The organism is Polynucleobacter sp. MWH-UH25E (genome assembly GCF_018687095.1).
In the GTDB taxonomy this organism is placed as follows: Bacteria; Pseudomonadota; Gammaproteobacteria; order Burkholderiales; family Burkholderiaceae; genus Polynucleobacter.
This window is the reverse complement of sequence record NZ_CP061286.1, coordinates 1,902,919-1,920,253: the sequence shown is the minus strand read 5'-3', so window position 1 is coordinate 1,920,253 and position 17,335 is coordinate 1,902,919. Positions and strand designations below refer to the sequence as shown.

At 47.2% G+C, this 17,335-nt stretch carries 14 protein-coding genes; 7 read left to right on the top strand and 7 right to left on the bottom strand.

Features of this window, described 5'->3' with window-relative positions; genetic code table 11:
- Positions 1-10: 10 nt before the first annotated feature.
- Complete coding sequence (gene tsaE / locus ICV39_RS09795) at positions 11-532, bottom strand: tRNA (adenosine(37)-N6)-threonylcarbamoyltransferase complex ATPase subunit type 1 TsaE (RefSeq protein ID WP_215389886.1); 522 nt, start codon at positions 530-532, stop codon at positions 11-13.
- A gap of 43 nt (positions 533-575) precedes the next feature.
- On the opposite strand from tsaE, the gene queG reads away from it, so the two are divergent.
- The 3 genes from queG to ICV39_RS09780 are packed head-to-tail and all read left to right on the top strand — an operon-like array spanning position 576 to position 2,840.
- The gene (queG, locus tag ICV39_RS09790) at positions 576-1,709 is read left to right on the top strand and encodes a tRNA epoxyqueuosine(34) reductase QueG (RefSeq protein ID WP_215389885.1); all 1,134 of its coding nucleotides are present in this window, start codon (positions 576-578) and stop codon (positions 1,707-1,709) included.
- Positions 1,710-1,731: 22 nt separating this feature from the next.
- Positions 1,732-2,481, top strand: a complete 750-nt coding sequence (locus ICV39_RS09785) for an AzlC family ABC transporter permease (protein WP_215317468.1) — start codon at positions 1,732-1,734, stop codon at positions 2,479-2,481.
- Positions 2,481-2,840: an AzlD domain-containing protein gene (locus ICV39_RS09780; protein ID WP_215317469.1), complete on the top strand. Its 360-nt coding sequence runs from the start codon at positions 2,481-2,483 to the stop codon at positions 2,838-2,840. The genes ICV39_RS09785 and ICV39_RS09780 overlap by 1 nt, the downstream gene beginning before the upstream one ends.
- 16 nt (positions 2,841-2,856) lie before the next feature.
- Here ICV39_RS09780 and ICV39_RS09775 read toward each other — a convergent pair whose 3' ends face one another.
- Both ICV39_RS09775 and ICV39_RS09770 read right to left on the bottom strand, forming a co-directional pair.
- Complete coding sequence (locus tag ICV39_RS09775) at positions 2,857-5,949, bottom strand: FAD-binding and (Fe-S)-binding domain-containing protein (protein WP_215389884.1); 3,093 nt, start codon at positions 5,947-5,949, stop codon at positions 2,857-2,859.
- Positions 5,946-6,656 (bottom strand): GntR family transcriptional regulator, encoded by a 711-nt coding sequence (locus ICV39_RS09770; RefSeq protein WP_215389883.1) that lies wholly within the window; start codon positions 6,654-6,656, stop codon positions 5,946-5,948. The genes ICV39_RS09775 and ICV39_RS09770 overlap by 4 nt, the downstream gene beginning before the upstream one ends.
- A 192-nt stretch (positions 6,657-6,848) precedes the next feature.
- Here ICV39_RS09770 and ICV39_RS09765 point away from each other — a divergent pair, with 192 nt between their 5' ends.
- The 3 genes from ICV39_RS09765 to ICV39_RS09755 all read left to right on the top strand — a co-directional run bounded on the left by ICV39_RS09765 (position 6,849) and on the right by ICV39_RS09755 (position 9,993).
- Positions 6,849-8,033 (top strand): alanine--glyoxylate aminotransferase family protein, encoded by a 1,185-nt coding sequence (locus ICV39_RS09765; RefSeq protein ID WP_215389882.1) that lies wholly within the window; start codon positions 6,849-6,851, stop codon positions 8,031-8,033.
- Positions 8,034-8,178: 145 nt separating this feature from the next.
- A complete protein-coding gene (locus tag ICV39_RS09760) occupies positions 8,179-8,583 on the top strand; it encodes a heme-binding protein (protein WP_215390978.1) in 405 nt (134 codons plus the stop codon).
- Between the two features lie 6 nt (positions 8,584-8,589).
- The gene (locus ICV39_RS09755) at positions 8,590-9,993 is read left to right on the top strand and encodes a DEAD/DEAH box helicase (protein WP_215389881.1); all 1,404 of its coding nucleotides are present in this window, start codon (positions 8,590-8,592) and stop codon (positions 9,991-9,993) included.
- Positions 9,994-10,008: 15 nt separating this feature from the next.
- Here the strand turns inward: ICV39_RS09755 and gluQRS are convergent, their stop codons facing one another.
- A complete protein-coding gene (gluQRS, locus tag ICV39_RS09750) occupies positions 10,009-10,983 on the bottom strand; it encodes a tRNA glutamyl-Q(34) synthetase GluQRS (protein ID WP_215389880.1) in 975 nt (324 codons plus the stop codon).
- Between the two features lie 3 nt (positions 10,984-10,986).
- Here gluQRS and dnaE point away from each other — a divergent pair, with 3 nt between their 5' ends.
- A complete protein-coding gene (gene dnaE, locus ICV39_RS09745) occupies positions 10,987-14,604 on the top strand; it encodes a DNA polymerase III subunit alpha (protein WP_215389879.1) in 3,618 nt (1,205 codons plus the stop codon).
- 26 nt (positions 14,605-14,630) lie between these two features.
- Here dnaE and ICV39_RS09740 read toward each other — a convergent pair whose 3' ends face one another.
- From ICV39_RS09740 to ICV39_RS09730, 3 genes are read right to left on the bottom strand one after another with little or no spacing between them, the layout of a single operon-like run.
- On the bottom strand, positions 14,631-15,776 hold the full coding sequence (locus tag ICV39_RS09740; RefSeq protein WP_215389878.1) for a glycosyltransferase family 9 protein: 1,146 nt from the start codon (positions 15,774-15,776) through the stop codon (positions 14,631-14,633).
- An 11-nt stretch (positions 15,777-15,787) separates the two neighbouring features.
- Complete coding sequence (locus ICV39_RS09735) at positions 15,788-16,567, bottom strand: glycosyltransferase family 2 protein (protein ID WP_215389877.1); 780 nt, start codon at positions 16,565-16,567, stop codon at positions 15,788-15,790.
- The gene (locus tag ICV39_RS09730; RefSeq protein WP_215389876.1) at positions 16,564-17,325 is read right to left on the bottom strand and encodes a glycosyltransferase family 2 protein; all 762 of its coding nucleotides are present in this window, start codon (positions 17,323-17,325) and stop codon (positions 16,564-16,566) included. The genes ICV39_RS09735 and ICV39_RS09730 overlap by 4 nt, the downstream gene beginning before the upstream one ends.
- Positions 17,326-17,335: the final 10 nt, after the last annotated feature.

Here is a 17,335-nt window from a genome sequence, read left to right as displayed (position 1 = left end):
GATGGATGAATTAGCCAATACTTTTTAAAAGGGTCAGACCTTGTTCTGATAATGCGCTGATCTTGATGGATCGTTCATTCTCATTTGCTCCGGCCTCAAGCGCGATCTCAATATCAAATGGCGGCAAAGTGCCTTCTGCTTTTTCTGGCCACTCAATTAAACAAAATCCAGACACATCAAAAAATTCTGCAAACCCAGCTTCTTGCCATTCCAATGGATCGCGCATGCGATACAGATCAAAGTGATGTGCAGAGTATTGGGTGTTGTCAGCCTGAAGTGGGTAAGGCTCACACAATGTATAGGTGGGGCTCTTTACTTTGCCTGTATAACCAAGACCTTGAATGAGGTATTTTGCAAAGGTAGTTTTGCCTGCCCCTAAATCACCCTCAAGCGCTATATTGAGATGGCTGTCAGGACTCTGTTCTATCTTTTTCTGAATACTGGCGGCAATGCCTTGGGCGAGCTGAGCGGTATCCGCTTCCTGCCTACAATATTGCGTAATGGTGTCCAGTGGTTCTGGTATTTTGGCCATTGTTCTAGTTTATTTCAAATATTCGGCTACATTCTCTATTTATATGCCTTTATCCACTGATCCTTCAAGTCAAGCGTCAGGTCAAGCATCGCTAGAAGATGCTGCCTCGCTGCGTACATGGCTTGGTGTAAAGGCGGTGGAGTTGGGCTTTGATGATCTGCGGATTACCGATACCGTATTAGGTCACGCCAGCCAAAGACTCCAAGAATGGTTGGCACAAGGGCGCCATGGGCACATGGACTACATGCAACGTCATGCGGACTTACGAGCAAATCCTGGGCTACTGGTACCAGGCGCTCTCAGGGTTATCTGCGTGTCCATGAACTACCTTTCGCCTGACATCGATTTCGATGCAGAGTGGCAAGGCATAGAGACCCCAATAAAAGCTTCAGTCTCGATCTATGCTCGAGGTCGCGACTATCACAAGGTATTGCGCAATCGTTTGCAAGAATTTGCCAAAGCGATTGAAGAAAAGATTGGACCGTTTGGCTATCGCGTGTTTACGGATTCAGCGCCATTGATGGAGGTGGAGCTTGCACGCAAAGCAGGGCTCGGTTGGCGCGGCAAGCACACGCTATTACTCAATCGAGAATCGGGCTCTACCTTTTTCTTAGGTGAGATCTTGGTTGATATTCCCTTGCCGGTAGATGAGCCTCAAGTAGCGCATTGTGGAACATGCCAGTCTTGTATTGATATCTGCCCAACACAAGCGATTACTGCGCCTTATCAATTAGATGCACGACGGTGCATTTCGTATTTGACGATTGAAAATCCAGGGGCTATTCCAGTCGAGTTTCGTAAAGCAATGGGTAATCGTGTTTATGGTTGCGATGATTGCCAGCTTATTTGCCCATGGAATAAATTTGCCAAGCGATCGCAACTTCCTGACTTTGTCCAACGTCATGGTCTAGGTCAGGCTACATTGTTGCAGCTATGGTCATGGACTGAAGCGGAATTTAATCAACGCCACGAAGGTAGTGCGATTCGACGCATTGGATATGCTCGCTGGCGTCGTAATCTCGCTGTTGGCTTGGGCAATGCCTTAGCTAGCCCTCAAGTAAGTAATGAAGATAAGCGATCCATACGTCAAGCCTTGCAAAATGCCATGGCTACTGCAGACCCTTTAGTGGCCGAACACATTGAGTGGGCTCTCTCAATTGAAACAAGCAAAGATTGAGCCCAGCTTTTACAATCACACCATGTCTTCCCATGAAACTCCTGTAGTGCAACGCTTCCAAAATCGTCAGGATGCATTTTGGTCGGGTATACGGGATGCAGCTGGTGCCCCAGCCATGGTTCTATTCGCGGGTATGGTGGGCTTTGGTGCGATGGGTAAGACCAACGGCTTTGATGTTTGGTTTACGAGCTTTACTACATTCTTCATGTTTGCCTTGCCAGGTCAAGTCGTGCTTTTAGAAATGGCAATCACTGGTTCTTCAGTATTGGCAATTGCATTGGCAGTGACTTTGACCTCAACACGTTTTGTCACGATGACAGTGACACTCTTTCCGCAGTTTCATCAAAAAGATCGCAATCGTAATTTATATGCCTCAGTGCATTTATTGGCGATGACCGCATGGGCCATCTCCATGAAGGAGTTTCATTCGATTGAGGTGAAACATCGCTTAAGTTATTTCGTGGGCTTAGGTTTGCTTTGCTGGTTGATTTCAATTCCTGGAACGATTCTGGGTTTTTATCTAGCCGGCATGGTTCCGCCCGCGGTGACTTTGGGCTTGGTGTTTATTAACCCATTGTTCTTCTTACTGACATTTACTGAAGTGAAGCCCTGGATTAATCGAATCGCTATTTGTATGGGCTGTATCTTTGGCCCGATCTTTTTCTTAATTGATCGTGATACCAGTCTGTTAACAGCAGGTTTGGTTGGCGGCACTCTAGCTTACTTTATCGACCGTAAGTTCTTGCGCAAGAGAGCAGGGGTGATCGGCTAATGAATGTGATTCATAACATGGCTGATGCGCTCTCAGGCTGGGGTTTATGGATCGCTTTAGTTGGCGCCTGTCTCGGTACGTACTTTTGCAGAGCTATTGGTGTCTTACTTTCTAATAGCATCAATCAAGACAGCGAGATCTTTCGTTGGCTCTCTGCAGTAACCTATACGATGGTTGCAGCATTAACTATTCGTTTGATTGTGATGCCATTAGGTTTAATGGCGACCGTGCCTTTATGGATCCGCATTTTGGTTTGCGTACTCAGTATTGGTGTGATGGTATCCAAGCCTACCAGGCGCTTAGTACCCGCTTTATTAACGGGTACCTTGCTCATGGTTGGTTATGGAGTAATCCGCTAACTTTTGATAAAAGTTTTTACTGAAGATGCGCTGCCAATATTTTGGCAATGTGTACCGCTTCTCTGTTAGCGCCATCTGCAATCTGATGGCGGCAACTAGTACCATCAGCAATCACCCAACTATCTGGTGATTTACGAATACTAGGTAATAAGCTAGCTTCAGCCATTTGTTTGGAAACGGCAATATGTTCAGCTTCATAGCCAAAGCTGCCCGCCATACCGCAACATGATGACTCAATCAGCTTAGCTTGTGCATTTGGAATGAGTTTGAGCAATTCCAGTGCTGGGGTAACCGCCGCAAACGATTTTTGATGACAGTGTCCATGAAAGAGTACTTCTTGGTTTGCCGCTTTTAAATTCAGCTTCAGATTTCCGGTTTTGACCTCACTTGCTAAAAATTCTTCTAGTAGTTGCGCTTGCTTGGATACGCGCACTGCTGACTCACCAAGACCCATGACAAGTGCTTCATCCTTTAAGGTGAAAAGACACGAGGGCTCTAAGCCAATAATCGGAATATTCTGTTCTGCGTATGGTGCCAAGTGATTTACCAGTTCACCTAGTGTGGCTTTTGCCTGATCCACCATACCTGCAGCTAAATAGGTTCTGCCACAGCAAAATTCTTTGGAGCAAGTATTTGTAGCGGAAGAATTGTTGCTTTCGCTCTCGTTTTTACTCTCGCATTTGCCCTTATGAGGAATATGTACTCTGTAGCCACCAGCCTCTAGTACTTTGATGGCTGCTTGGAGATTTTCATCTTCAAAGTAAGCGTTAAAAGTATCAGCCAACAAAACAACACCTTTGCCTCTATTGCTCTGGCTCGCCAATTGCTCTGGAGTGTATTGATAGTTATTTGCCGCCTTCTGTTTCCAAAAGGTTTTACTCTTCCAAATAGGCAAACTACGCTGTGCAGAAATACCCATTACCCATTCTTGTAGCTTGGCGATAGGCGCAAAGTGATTGCGTAGGTTGAGTAATGATGGCAGTAGCGGGATATTGCTAATCGTGGCCGCATATTTGGGTAAATAAGCCACTGCAAGATCGCGTAATGAGTGACCCACACGCTTTTTGTAGGCTGATAAGAACTCAATCTTCATCTTTGCCATATCAACCCCAGTAGGGCATTCACGGCGACAGGCTTTGCAACTGACGCAAAGCTCCATGACCTCTTTAATGGCGTCACTACCTAAAGGTGAGCTCTCATCTTGCAGATCCAGTTGATTAGAAAGCGCTAAACGTAAGGTATTGGCTCTACCGCGTGTCAGGTGCTTCTCATCACGAGTCACGCGATAACTAGGGCACATCACCTCAGCGTCGAACTTACGGCAATGGCCATTGTTATTGCACATCTCTACTGCTTTGGCTAAACCTTGCGCAGGATCACCACCCGTGCCGGGGGCAGTAGTCTCTTCAGTAACGGGATTATTTTGAACATTCCAAGCAGACCAATCTAATGCGGGCTGCAGTGGAATAACTTTGTAGCTTGGTGGAAAGCGGAAATTGCTTGCATCATCCATCTTGGGTGGATCAATAATCTTGCCGGGATTAAATAACCCCTTCGGATCAAAAGCTTGTTTGATTTGCGCAAGTGCTTCGGTAATCTTCGGTCCAAATTGCCAAGAGATCCATTCACCACGACAGAGTCCATCACCATGCTCACCGCTGTATGCGCCTTTATATTTGCGCACCAGGGCTGAAGCTTCTTCTGCAATCGCGCGCATCTTTTGCGCGCCATCGCGACGCATATCCAAAATAGGGCGCACATGTAGCGTGCCAACAGAGGCATGGGCATACCAAGTGCCACGTGATCCGTATTTCGAGAACACATCAGTCAAGGCTTGGGTGTATTCCGCCAAGCTTTCTAGAGGTACGGCACAGTCTTCAATAAAGCTGACTGGCTTGCCATCGCCTTTCAGACTCATCATGATGTTGAGACCAGCCTTACGTACTTCCCAGAGATTTTTTTGCAAACCTGCATCTGGCATGGCAACAACAGAACCAGGTAAACCTAAGTCACCCATCAATTCTTGAAGGGCTTTGAGTTTCTCAAGCAGAGGGGCATGGGCTTCGCCAGAAAACTCTACTAGGAGAATGGCTTCAGGTGTTGGCGCAGCAGGATCAATGAGTGAAGTCTCAATCGTCTTCTTAAAGCTAGGGTTGCTGCGGGCTAAATCAATCATCGTGCGATCGACAAGCTCTACGGCGGTGGGTCCGAGTTTGACGATATGCTGCGCGCTATCCATCGCTTTATAAAAGCTAGCAAAGTTCACGATGCCTAGCACTTTGTGCTTTGGTAATGGCGCTAGCGCAAGCTTTAAGGATTTGAAATACGCCAGCGTACCTTCGCTACCCACCAAGAGATGTGCGAGATTGACGCTGCTATCTTGGGTGTAAGGAAGTTCACTTTGTGGGTGAAAGATATCGAGGTTGTAGCCAGCAACGCGCCTGAGCACTTTGGGGAAGTGAGCTTCGATTTCAGGTTGGAGAGTGCACGCAAGGTCTTTAACAAAATCGCCAAGCTGCTTGGCTGCGCCAGAGCTGTTGGCATAGTTGCCAAATTGTGCAACCTGACCATCTGCTAACCAGGCATCAATACCCAATACGTTATGCACCATGTTGCCGTAGGCAATGGAACGGCTACCACAGGAGTTATTGCCCGCCATGCCACCAATGGTTGCTTGTGCAGCAGTGGAAACATCCACTGGATACCAAATGCCATGTTGCTTTAGTGAGCCATTAAGGTGATCAAGCACCATGCCAGGCTCAACTTCTACATAGCCTTTTTCGATATTGAGATCCAGAATATTGCGAAAGTACTTGGTGTTATCAATCACCAATGCAGCACCAGTCGTTTGACCACATTGGCTGGTGCCGCCACCGCGAGGCAGTACGGGTACTTTCATTTCTGCTGCAATCTGAATAGCGCTGGCAATATCTTCGGCGGTCTTCGGGACAAAGACCGCAACAGGCATGGCTTGATAAATAGAGGCATCGGTTGCATAGCGCCCGCGACTTGCACTATCGGTCATCACTTCGCCAGAGGTCTCCTGGCGCAAGCGCTTAGCCAGTAGCGCGGTATCCATCAGGAGTTCTTTGTGGAGGGGTTTATTCATGATTTGATTGCCTCGGTTGACTCGGATGACTCGCTTGCCTTTATATGCATTTCAGATTGGAGTAATTGCACGACTACATCGCGCTTGTTGTGAACGTGTTGCATCATGATCTTGCGCATGCGCTTGCCGTCTCTAGCCTTGAGCGCATCCAACATCTCTTGATGTTCTTCAACGGCTTTCTCCCACTTCACGCCATCTTGGTTGGAGCGAAAGCGTAAAGCTTCAATGCGGGCATTGACTTGGGTAAATAATCGAGAGAGGACTGGATTATTTGCCGCTTGATTAATGAGATGATGAATGCGCAGATTGAGTTGGTAGTAGCTTGATAAATCTCTGCGAGCATAGGAAGCCATCATTTCATATTGGAGGGCTTCTAATTCAGAAAGAGTGGCATCGCTAATATTGTTGGCTGCTAATTCACCAGAAAAACCTTCTAGGTCTGCAATCACATCAAAAGTATGAATCACGTCTTCAAGAGACAGTTGTACGGCAATGGCGCCACGATTGGCGATGAGCTCAACCAAACCATCTGCCGCTAAGCGACGAATCGCTTCCCGAATCGGCGTGCGTGAAACGCTCAAACTTTCAGCCAACTCCCGTTCATTGAGTTTGCTGCCGGGCGCGATCTTGCCTTCCACCAATAAAGAGCGGAGCTTCTGGAAGGTGGCTTCGTGAAGATTCTGGGAATTCAGCGTTTCGTTTGCCATGATTCTGGAATCCTAAATTTGTATACAAAATAGTCAATAAGCCATAATAAAGCATAAATAAGCCATATTTAGGCAATTTAACTAAATAAATTTGTATACAAAATGGAAAATTACTAAAAATTGGCATACACTACGTCAAAGTTCTTTTTTAAGTACTTAAACCCATAAAACTGATCAATAGCGAGACAAACCATGCTGAAACTTGATAACCACGCATCAGGACGCCATTTTTTGCATATTCCTGGCCCAAGTCCTGTGCCCTCCCGAGTGCTACGTTCTATTAGTTACCAAACTATTGACCATCGTGGCCCTGAATTCGGTGCATTTGGTTTGCAGGTACTCGAGGGTATCAAGAAGATTTTTAAAACTGAGCAACCGGTGATCATTTATTCCGCATCTGGAACTGGTTCATGGGAAGGCGCTTTAGTGAATGTGCTTAATCCTGGTGACAAGGTGCTGTTTTATGAAACTGGTCAATTTGCAAACTTGTGGCGTGCGCTCGCAAAGCGATTGGGCTTAGATGTAGAAGTGGTTGGAAAGCCAGGACAAGATTCTTGGCGTTGGGGTGTTGATGCTTCTGTGATTGAAGAGCGTTTGCGCAAAGATACGCAGCATGAGATCAAGGCGGTTTGCGTAGTCCATAATGAAACATCAACCGGTGTTACTTCTAACATTGCTGCAGTACGTAAAGCAATTGATTCCGCCAAACATCCCGCCTTATTGCTGGTGGATAGCGTGTCTGGCTTGGGTTCGGCGGACTATGAGCACGATAAGTGGGGCGCTGATGTGACGGTGTCTGGCTCCCAGAAGGGCTTGATGTTGCCGCCAGGCATTGGCTTTAACGCATTATCACCAAAGGCAATTGAGGCAAGTAAGCGTAATACTTTTCCAAAGTCCTATTGGGCTTGGGATGAAATTTTAGAGTCCAATAAAAATGGTTATTGGCCAACTACTCCAAGCACCAATTTGATGTACGGCTTGCATGAAGCTATGGACATGATGATGGTTGAAGGCTTAGATAATATCTTTGCACGTCATCAACGTTTAGCTGCCGCTTGTCGCGAAGCAGTAAATGCTTGGGGCTTGGAGATCCAGTGTCAAGATAAAGATTGCTATTCACCTGTATTAACTTGCATTGCTGTACCTGAAGGCATGGATGCGGATGTCTTACGTAAACATGCGCTTGAGAAATTCAATCTCTCATTAGGTACGGGTCTTGGCAAGATTAAAGGCAAAGCATTCCGTATTGGCCACTTGGGCGACTGCAATGAATTGAGCTTGATGGCTGCTTTGAGTGGTGTAGAAATGAGCTTGGGTGCAATGGGCTATAAGCCTAAGGCTAGCGGTGTAGTAGCTGCTCAGGAGTTCCTGAAGTAATCTCCTAAGCGTTAGAAATGCGGTGTAGCGGGGCTTGTAGGTTTGAGTCTGGCCACACCCTTTATAATTCAGGCACTTGTAAAGATGACATTTTCATCACATAAAACATATTCGAGACAAACGTATTTAAAAAGGATTCAACATGTTGGCAACTAAACCTTACCTCACACAAGCAGATGTTCAAAAGATCTTGGAAGCTGCTAACAAGCATGCCGCTGCGAATAACTGGGCAGTGACCATTGCGGTTTGTGATGATGGTGGTCATATGTTGGGCTTAATTCGTCGTGACGGTTGCGCCCCTGTATCTGCATATATTGCGCAAGAGAAAGCGCGTACTGCTGCAATGGGTAAACGCGAAAGCCGTGTTTACGAAGAAATTATTAACAATGGCCGCACTTCTTTCTTATCTGCCCCGCACATCGCTGGCATGTTAGAGGGTGGGGTCAATATCGAGGTAAATGGGTTTACCATCGGCGCAGTCGGCGTTTCCGGCGTTAAATCGTCCGAAGATGCTGAGACCGCTAAGGCCGGCATCGCGGCCATTCTGTAAGTTACCTTGACAAACACTACTACTGATATCAATTCATCCACAGGGTCTGGCGCAGCAACTGCTGCCAGCCCTACAGCAACAATCACTTTTGCTGATTTTGGTTTAGATCCGCTGATTCAAAAAGCGGTAGCCGAACAGGGTTATAACAACCCAACCCCAATTCAAGCGCAATCGATTCCCCATGTATTGTCGGGAAGTGATTTGATGGGCGCGGCGCAAACAGGTACTGGCAAGACAGCAGCCTTTGTATTGCCGATTATTCAAAAGATTTTGCGTCACGCGAGCAATAGTGCATCGCCAGCGCGTCACCCCATTCGTGCATTAGTGCTGACACCAACTCGTGAGTTGGCGGTGCAGGTAGCAGATAACGCTGCAAGTTATTCCAAACATACGGATTTACGCACTGCCGTGGTTTATGGTGGCGTGGATATGAAAGAGCAAGTGCAAGTATTGCGTAATGGTGTAGAGATTCTGATTGCTACGCCAGGTCGCTTACTAGATCACATTGGTTCCAAAGTAGCGAATTTGTCACAAGTAGAGCTGTTGGTATTGGATGAGGCAGATCGCATGCTCGACATGGGCTTCTTGCCAGACTTGCAGCGCATCATTAACTTGATTCCAGCGCAACGCCAAACCCTATTGTTCTCCGCAACCTTCTCACCAGAGATTAAGAAATTAGCGCAAAGTTATTTGCGCTCTCCAGTAACGGTTGAAGTGGCAAGACAAAATGCTGCAGCTGACACAGTAAAACAAGTGGTCCATTTAGTTTCTTCAATGGATAAACAACGTGCGATCGTAAAAGTTTTGGAGAATCGCACTCGCCAAGGCTTATCGCGTCAGTGCATTATCTTTACCAATAGCCGTCTAGGTTGCGCGAAATTAGCACGAGCCTTAGAGCGCGATGGCATTAAGGCTGGCGCGATTCATGGTGATAAGAGTCAGGGCGAACGCACCTTAACCTTGGAAGCATTTAAATCAGGCGCTATCGAAGCTTTAGTGGCAACGGATGTGGCTGCACGTGGTTTGGATATTCCAGATATGCCATGCGTGATTAATCATGAGTTGCCATTTAATGCCGAAGATTTTATTCATCGCATTGGTCGTACGGGTCGCGCTGGTAGCAAAGGCGACGCGATTGCCCTAGTCGATGAAAGCGAAAAGCGTTTACTCGATGACATCGAGAAATTAATGAAGCGCAAACTAGAAGTAGCGCCATTGCCTGATGTGAAATCCACTCCAGGCCAAATCACGGACCCGTTCTTCTACAAGCCTTATGAGCCAGGTAGTGCACCAAAATCTACTAATGCGGATTCCGCAACAGCAGCTCAGTTGCCGGAAGCGAAAAGAGCAGGCATCACTCCTGCTAAGCCTGCGGTGGGTGCCTTACTTGGCGGCTTTAAGAAAAAGTAACCCAGTAATGAACACTCAATCTTTGGACTGAGCGTTCACTGTTACATCCCTCCAGGCTTTTGTAGCCGCCAATAACCACTCTGCAATTGTGATGTTCCCATCAGGCATGCTACCTAAGCCAAGGTGCTCCGCTGCTTTGCGAAGCTCAGCAAGCGCGCTTTTGTCATTTTCGGTATTGATTGAACTTGCTAGCGTTTGTTTGCTGAGCTTTTCACCATTTGTATCTAGCACTAAGGGAAGGTGGCGATAGCTTGGGGTTGGGTAGCCCAATTGTTGTTGAAGATAAATTTGCCTAGCAGTGTTGTTTAGTAAGTCCTTGCCACGAACAACATGGGTTATGCCTTGGTCCGCATCATCAACAACCACTGCTAGTTGATAGGTAAATAAGCCATCATTTCTACGTAAAACAAAATCACCCACTTCCCGAGAGAGATCTTGGTGCTGTATGCCGAGGAAAAGATCTTCAAACTGTATCTGGCAATTTTCAGGAAGGGCAATGCGCCATGCTTTTTTGCTATCTGCTAACAAACCGTCGGTATAGGATATTAGTTGTGAAGGTCTGCAAGTTCCTGGGTAGACCATTTCTTGATTACGTGGAGTACGAATACCCGCTGCCGCTAAGGTATTGGCAATCGTTTGTCTTGAGCAGGAGCATGAATATAGTTTGCCGAACTCATGAAGGCGCTGAAAAGCTGCTTGATAGAGCTCTTGCCTTCTAGATTGATAACTTGGCCCCCCATCCCAAAAAAGGCCACAAGCGCGTAATTGACTTTGAATCTGAAGGTCGGCTCCGGGCACGCATCTAGGGGTGTCAATGTCCTCTATTCTGAGGAGCCATTGACCCCCATTTGCACGGGCGTCTAACCAGCTTCCAAGGGCGGCAACAAGGGATCCAGCATGAAGTGGCCCTGTCGGCGAAGGGGCAAATCGCCCGCGATAGCCGTCGGCTGGGGATGAGGGGTTTTTGAGCTTGGACACAGCTAAAATCATCTCATGGCTTCACCCCGTTTTGTACATCTTCGCGTCCATTCTGAGTTTTCCATTACGGATGGGACGGTGCGCATCGACGATGCGGTGGCTGCAGCAGTCAAAGATGAGATGGGCGCTCTGGCCATTACGGATCTGAGCAATCTATTTGGTTTGGTGCGTTTCTATACTGCTGCGCGTTCTGGGGGTATTAAGCCGATTGCAGGAGCTGATGTGTGGGTAAGTAATCCACAAGATCCAGACCAGCCTCATCGACTCCTCTTGCTGGTACAAAACCATTCTGGCTACTTAAATCTGTGCCAGCTTCTATCTAGAGCTTCTTTGGATAATCAAAATCGTGGCCGCGCTGAAATTGATTTGTCATGGTTCAGTGAGCCTGCTGCAAAAGCGGAAGATAAGACTGCGAAGAAAACACTTGCTTATGGATTGATCGCGCTCTCGGGTGCACGCATGGGTGAAGTGGGTGCAGCATTGCTAGCAGGCCAAGAAGAACAAGCCAAAAAAGCCATTAAACGTTTTCAAAAAATATTTCCCAATGCCTTTTATATTGAAGTGCAAAGGGGCGGGCACCCGCAAGATGAAAGACAACTTCAGTTAGCTTGTCATTTAGCGAGTCAGCTAGATTTGCCTGTGGTTGCGACCCATCCGGTGCAATTCATGCAAAAGAGCGACTTCATTGCGCATGAGGCTCGGGTCTGTATTGCTGAAGGCGAATTGCTTGGCAATCCACGTCGTCAAAAGAAATTTAATGAAGAGCAGTATTTCTTGACGCAAGAGGAGATGGAAAAGCGTTTTGCAGATTTGCCAGTAGCGCTGGCTAACTCTGTGGAGATTGCAAAGCGTTGTAATTTATCGCTAGTCTTGGGCCAACCTCGTTTGCCAGATTTTCCAACGCCACCCGGTATTACTTTAGATGAGTATCTGTTGGCGCAATCTGAGGCTGGGCTTGAGCGTCATATGGAGCGTAACTTCCCAGACCCAGAAGAGCGCGCCAAAGAAATGCCGCGCTATCGTGAGCGACTCGTGTTTGAGGTAAAGACCATCTCACAGATGGGCTTCCCGGGCTACTTCCTCATTGTGGCAGACTTCATTAACTGGGCAAAAAATAACGGCGTACCAGTAGGGCCTGGTCGTGGTTCTGGTGCGGGATCCTTAGTGGCGTACTCATTGGGTATTACCGACCTAGACCCACTGCGTTACAACTTACTCTTCGAGCGCTTCCTTAATCCCGAGCGCGTATCCATGCCTGACTTTGATATCGACTTCTGTCAGCATGGGCGCGATCGCGTCATTCAGTATGTGAAAGACAAGTACGGAAAAGACGCGGTGAGTCAGATTGCAACCTTCGGTACGATGGCGGCGCGCGCGGCGATTCGAGATGTGGGCCGTGTTTTAGAGCAGGGCTATAACTTCGTTGATGGTATTGCTAAGTTAGTGCCGAATAAGCCAGGTCAATACATGACCATTGACATGGCGAAGAAGGAAGAGAAGCAGTTAGCTGAACGAGAGAAGAATGAAGATGAAGTTCGCCAGTTACTTTCATTAGCAGAGCAATTGGAGGGTATGACCCGTAACGTGGGTATGCATGCCGGTGGCGTACTAATTGCACCTGGACGCTTAACCGATTTTTGCCCACTATATACGCAAGAAACCAAAGATCAGGACAGCAGCTCTGTCATTAGTCAGTTCGACAAGGACGATGTAGAAGCCATTGGCTTGGTGAAGTTCGACTTCTTGGGATTAACTACACTCACTATCTTGGCAGCAGCAGAGCGTTGGATTAAGGCCTTACATGCGGATCGAAAAGATTGGAGCATCAGTGACATTCCGCTCGATGATGAAAAAGCTTTTGAGGTTTTAAAGAAAGCGAATACCGTCGCCGTGTTCCAGCTAGAAAGCCGCGGCATGCAAGGCATGCTACGTGAGGCTAAGCCTGACCGCTTTGAAGACATTATTGCTTTGGTGGCCTTATATCGTCCTGGTCCAATGGATTTAATTCCAGACTTTATTGAGCGTAAGCACGGTCGTCAAAAAGTAGAGTATCCAGACCCTCGTATTGAACCAGTTTTGCGTGAGACCTACGGCATCATGGTCTACCAAGAGCAGGTGATGCAGATGGCGCAGATGATTGGCGGCTACTCACTGGGTGGTGCAGACATGTTGCGTCGCGCGATGGGCAAGAAAAAGCCTGAAGAAATGGCGCAACATCGCAAAATCTTTAGCGATGGCGCAAAAGCAGGCGGTATCTCTGAAGCTAAAGCTAATGAGATTTATGACTTGATGGAGCGTTTTGCGGGCTATGGATTTAATAAGTCCCACGCTGCTGCTTATGCATTACTGGCTTACCAAACCGCTTGGTTAAAAGCCTATTACCCAGCCGAATTTATGGCAGCCAACTTATCGCTCGCAATGGATGACACCGACAAGGTGAAGATTCTGTATGACGATTGCTTAGCAAATCAAATTCGTGTGTTCTCTCCCGATATCAATACTGGGGTTTATGAGTTCACCCCATTGCGTGCGCCGGATGCCGCACCAGATTCCCCAATTAGTCATATTCGTTATGGTCTAGGGGCGGTTAGGGGTACCGGTGAAGCGGCGATCGAAGTGATTGTGAAAGCTCGTGAAGCTGGTGGCCCATTCAAGGACTTATTTGATTTTTGCGCTCGCGTAGACCGCAGACAAGTAAATCGAAGAGCAATTGAAGCCTTGATGCGTGCGGGCGCTTTTGATAGTCTCTATCGCGATCAGGTTCCTGCTGGCGGTAATTTATATGATATCCGATCAACGTTATTGGCTTCCTTGGCTAGAGCGATTGAGGCAGCCGAGCAAGCTGAAGCATCGATTCATCAGGTGAGCTTGTTTGAGGTAGCTGGCGAAGATCATCGCCATCTTCCAGAGCTAGTGCGCGAACCTATTTGGTCTGAAAAGAAGCGACTGCAAGAAGAGAAAACTGCTTTAGGACTTTGCCTCACCGGCCACATGTTTGATGCCTATCGCGAAGAGACGTCTCATTTCATACGTCAGCCATTGGCAAAAATTACTGAAGGCAAAGATCAACTCATTGCCGGCATTATTACTTCTGCTCGCATGTTGACTGGTCAACGGGGTCGAATGATGATCGCCACTATTGACGATGGAACGGCTGCTTTAGAGATTACCTTGTATAGCGAAGTGTATGAGCCCAATCGTTCCTGGCTTAAAGAAGATGAGTTATTGATTGCTAAAGTGAACGTCACACCAGATAAGTTCTCTGGTGGTATGCGTATTGTTTCTGAAGCAGTGATGGATATTACCGGTGCACGTATGCGATTCGCTCGTAATATTCACGTCAATCTCGATCCTGCGGTTGATGTTCGCATGTTGCGCAATCAGATTGGGCCATACCTCATGTCCAATCGTTCGCGTGATCCAAAATTAAGTGCGCCAGGAGCCGTCAACCCTAACACTAATGATGGCGTCAAAGGTCTGATGCTGACTGCTGCGGTGACAACCAGCGGAGGTGCTTGCTTGGTGCAGTTTCCGGAAGAGATGCGCATCTATCCTGATGACGCCTGCTTGCACAGCCTCAATCAATTATTGGGCGTCAAACAAAAAGACCCTGTTCAGGTTCAGTATCACTGAATCAAAATCACTAAGGCTGAACTGCTTTAGCCTAAGATTTTTTCGACAGCATTAATTACTTGACTAGGTTCGAGCAGGTCGAGGCATTCGCTATTGCTATCAGCGCGGTCTAGGCAACCTGCTTTGCGACATGGAACGCATTCACCAGGGCCTTGCAAGATCGTAATATTACCAACCGTCTGAGAGCGGGCGCGTAATTGATAAGGTTGTTTGCCAATAAAGCCATTGGGCCAAGGGCCAAAGTTGGTGGGCGGTGTAGCCCCAAATAAGGTAATCGTTGGGGTATTGCACGCTGCAGCTAGATGGGTAATCGAAGTATCAACACCGATATATAGCAATGCATTTCTGAGGAGGGCACCAGCTTGCGGGATGGTTAGCTTTCCTGCGGTATCAATTACCTGGGTACGCACATCATCGGTCAGCAAAGACAGAATGTCGTGATTAAGTTGTAAATCTTGTTTAGCAGGAGATGCACTGAGAACCACTTGAAGTCCGCGTTGTACTAGGTAAGTAATGAGTGCTTGCCAATGCGCTAGTGGCCAGCGTTTATAGGCTGTCAGTGGGCCAGGATGCAAAACTACATAGGATTGTGTGAGTTGACTTGCAATAACAGGGGTTAGCGCTTCGCCAGCTGGCGGAGTGATACCAATCGGCTTTGAAAATAACTGATATGGCTCATCAACAAACGCTTCAAGTAAACGCAATTTTTCAGTAATGACGTGTTGATTGAAGTAATCGACATCGACTGTATGCATGGAAATGAATTTTTTCCAGGCATTTTGTTGCTGAGTTTTATCGGTGGACGGGCTTTGCTTGCCTTGAGGATGACCTCCAAGCACGCCTACTCTGCGGAAGGCAGCAACTAGACCGTATAGATAGGCTCTATCGCTAGGTTGAGTAACAAACGCGAGGTCATAACGCTGGAAGAGTCGATTAAATAAGGAGAGATATTCAGCTAATCCTGGCCGATCCGATGTCTCAATGATTTGCGCAATATCTGGATTGCCTTTGAGCATATCCATCTTGCCCTTGTAGCCCAGAAAATGAAATTCCGCATCAGGCCAGAGCTCTCTTGCTTTACTAATGAGTGGGGTAGTAACAAGCACATCACCGATTTGCCGAGTGGCAATGAATAATACTTTTTTCGGTTTGAAGTTAGAAAAGGACTTCATAGTGTTTGTATTCAGAGAGCCTTAGCAAGAATTTTTTCACGAACGCGGCGAGCATTCTTGGCGGCATTGCTTTGGTCATGTATTTTATGGAAGAGGTGGAGCACCTCTGTTGCCCATGAGCCTGATTTGCGTTTGATATGGTCGTGCTGCAAGCGGAAAACAAAATCCGCGTCCTCATGACCCCAGCCAGTCATGGTTTCGTCAAAGCCACCAATCGCTTGCGCATCGGCTTTCCAGCAAGCCATATTGCAGCCTTTAATGCGACGCCATACAAATTTTTTGTATTCTCGCCAATGCCCATTACCTAATTTAATTTTCAAGGGCCAGTATTTGTTGATCTGGCCAGCAAGGCGATATTGCAGAAGATGTGAGCTGAATTGTTTGTAGTTCCAGTTTCCTGAAGCCGTGAGCTCTTTAGTTATTGTTTCATTCAGCAGTACGCGACTGCCGGTGACAAGAAATCCTATTTGTGAAAGCGCGCGATGTTGCACAATGAAGTCCGGTTGAACAATGCAGTCCCCATCTAGGAACACCAAGTAATCTCCTTTGGCATGTTCAATCGCTTGATTCAGAATTTTGGTTTTACGGAACCCCTGATCTTCTTGCCACAAATGGGTGATCGGAAGAGTCGATTGCGCCTTAAAGGTATCAATAAGTTCTTTGGTGCTACTGGTAGAGCCATCATCAGCAATGATGATTTCAAAATCTCGATCGGTTTGAGTCTCAAGGGATTGTAGGCAAAGCTTTAGCGCTTGTGGCCAGTTGTAGGTGGCCAACAAAATCGAAATCATTTATGCGCTTCCTGATTGAGGTGCCACAGCTTGATATAGCGATAGTAGGTACCTTGGCCATTAGAGATGGCTAAAGTAAATCCCTGACTACCATCTAAGAATCCAGCCCGAATAAAGTAAGTGCGTATGAAAGCCCAAACACCATGCAAAACCGCTTTTAAAGGACTACTGGTTTTGCCTTTGGCAAATGCTTGTTCTGCAGAGGCAGTCGAGTAGCGATCCAGCTTTTGTAAGACTTGGGAGTAATTCATAAAGCTGTAATGCAGCATGCGGTTTTCTAGTTTGGCAACTGGACCATTTGGAATGAGTCTCTCATGGACTAAATCATCAGAAAAGCGGGCGCTTCCCCGCTTAAATAAGCGGTCAACATAGTCGGGCGACCATCCGGAGTGGCGAATGAAGCGACCACAATACCAAGATAGTCTTGGGATAGCAAAGCAATCCACATGGGCGCTATGGTGAATGGCGGTCAAAATCTCTGATCTCAAGGCTGGCGTTAGCCGCTCATCGGCATCCAAAGACAGAATCCAATCACCCGTGGCTAACTCTAAAGCCCGGTTTTTTTGGGGGCCAAAACCAGGCCAATCTGGGGGTTGGGAAACGGTGGCACCGTATTTTTGGGCGATTTCTAGGGTGCGGTCAGCACTATTCGTGTCGACCACTACGATCTGCTGGGCAATCCCATCCAAGGAGGCTAGACAGTCCTCTAAATTGGCCTCTTCGTTGCGGGTGATGAGTATGACGGATAAGGTGGGCATAATTCATTAT

Excerpts from the sequence above, each read along its gene's own strand:
- ICV39_RS09770 (WP_215389883.1), bottom strand. The coding sequence starts at position 6,656 with ATGGCAAACGAAACGCTGAATTCCCAGAATCTTCACGAAGCCACCTTC.
- ICV39_RS09735 (WP_215389877.1), bottom strand. The coding sequence starts at position 16,567 with ATGATTTCGATTTTGTTGGCCACCTACAACTGGCCACAAGCGCTAAAG.
- queG (WP_215389885.1), top strand. The coding sequence starts at position 576 with ATGCCTTTATCCACTGATCCTTCAAGTCAAGCGTCAGGTCAAGCATCG.
- ICV39_RS09775 (WP_215389884.1), bottom strand. The coding sequence starts at position 5,949 with ATGAATAAACCCCTCCACAAAGAACTCCTGATGGATACCGCGCTACTG.
- ICV39_RS09740 (WP_215389878.1), bottom strand. The coding sequence starts at position 15,776 with ATGAAGTCCTTTTCTAACTTCAAACCGAAAAAAGTATTATTCATTGCC.
- gluQRS (WP_215389880.1), bottom strand. The coding sequence starts at position 10,983 with ATGATTTTAGCTGTGTCCAAGCTCAAAAACCCCTCATCCCCAGCCGAC.
- ICV39_RS09765 (WP_215389882.1), top strand. The coding sequence starts at position 6,849 with ATGCTGAAACTTGATAACCACGCATCAGGACGCCATTTTTTGCATATT.
- ICV39_RS09785 (WP_215317468.1), top strand. The coding sequence starts at position 1,732 with ATGTCTTCCCATGAAACTCCTGTAGTGCAACGCTTCCAAAATCGTCAG.
- ICV39_RS09730 (WP_215389876.1), bottom strand. The coding sequence starts at position 17,325 with ATGCCCACCTTATCCGTCATACTCATCACCCGCAACGAAGAGGCCAAT.
- tsaE (WP_215389886.1), bottom strand. The coding sequence starts at position 532 with ATGGCCAAAATACCAGAACCACTGGACACCATTACGCAATATTGTAGG.
- dnaE (WP_215389879.1), top strand. The coding sequence starts at position 10,987 with ATGGCTTCACCCCGTTTTGTACATCTTCGCGTCCATTCTGAGTTTTCC.
- ICV39_RS09780 (WP_215317469.1), top strand. The coding sequence starts at position 2,481 with ATGAATGTGATTCATAACATGGCTGATGCGCTCTCAGGCTGGGGTTTA.